We start from the raw sequence: 998 nt of genomic DNA, 5'->3' as shown, positions 1-998 counted from the left end.
GGTCAGAACTCGAACACCAGCCGGGCCGGGACCTCGCTGGCCAGAACCTCGTCCATGCAGGCGTTGACGTCGTCGAGCTTCCGCCGGGCGGCGATCACCCTCGTCCGTCCGGCCGCGTGCAGCCGGAAGACCTCGGCGAGGTCATTGCGGGTGCCGACGATTGACCCGCGGACACTGATGCCCTTCAGCACGAGGTCGAAGATCGGGATGGACATCGTGCCGTCGGCGGGCAGCGCGACACAGACCAGCCGTCCGCCGCGACGCAGCGAGGCGAACGCCTGCTCGAACGCCCGCGGGGATGCGGCGAGAGCCACCGCGACATCAGCACCGCCGAGCTTCTGGATGGCCTCGACCGGGTCGGTGGACCGCGCGTTCACCACGTGGTCGGCGCCGAGCTCGGTGGCCAGGGCCAGCTTCGGCTCCGTGACGTCGACCCCGACGACGAAACCACCGGCGATGCGGGCGTACTGCAGCGCAAGGTGGCCCAACCCGCCGATGCCGAACACCGCGACGGTCTCGGCCGGGACGACACCGGCGACCTTGATGGCCTTGTAGGTGGTCACCCCGGCGCAGGTCAGCGGCGCGGCGTCGAAGGAGGAGACGCCCGCCGGGACCGGCACGGCGTAGTCCGCGTCGGCGACGGCGTACTCGGCGAACGCGCCGTCCACCGTGTAGCCGCTGTTGCGCTGGCCCTCGCACAGCGTCTCCCAGCCGCCGATGCAGTAGCGGCACCGGCCGCAGGCATAGCCCAGCCACGGGATCGCGACCCGGTCGCCGACGGCACGCCCGGTCACCCCGGCACCGAGGACTTCGACGACTCCCACTCCTTCATGCCCGGGGACGAACGGCGGAGTGGGCTTGACCGGCCAGTCGCCGTGGGCGGCGTGGATGTCGGTGTGGCACAGGCCGCTGGCCTCGATCCGGACCAGGACCTGGCCGGGCCCCGGTGTGGGAACGGGCCGGTCGACGATCTGCAGCGGTGCGCGGAAATCGGTGAC

The 998-nt window shown here is 71.7% G+C and carries 1 protein-coding gene; it reads right to left on the bottom strand.

Translation table 11 applies throughout. From position 1 onward, the window contains the following. Positions 1-2: 2 nt before the first annotated feature. Positions 3-998, bottom strand: a 996-nt coding sequence (locus AC559T_RS14125; protein WP_498868985.1) for a zinc-dependent alcohol dehydrogenase, incomplete at its 5' end; no start/stop codon positions are given.

Source organism: Frankia sp. Hr75.2 (genome assembly GCF_949319125.1).
GTDB classification, from domain to species: Bacteria; Actinomycetota; Actinomycetes; order Frankiales; family Frankiaceae; genus Parafrankia; species Parafrankia soli.
The sequence above is the reverse complement of the archived record's forward strand: the minus strand, read 5'-3'. Positions and strand labels throughout refer to the sequence as shown.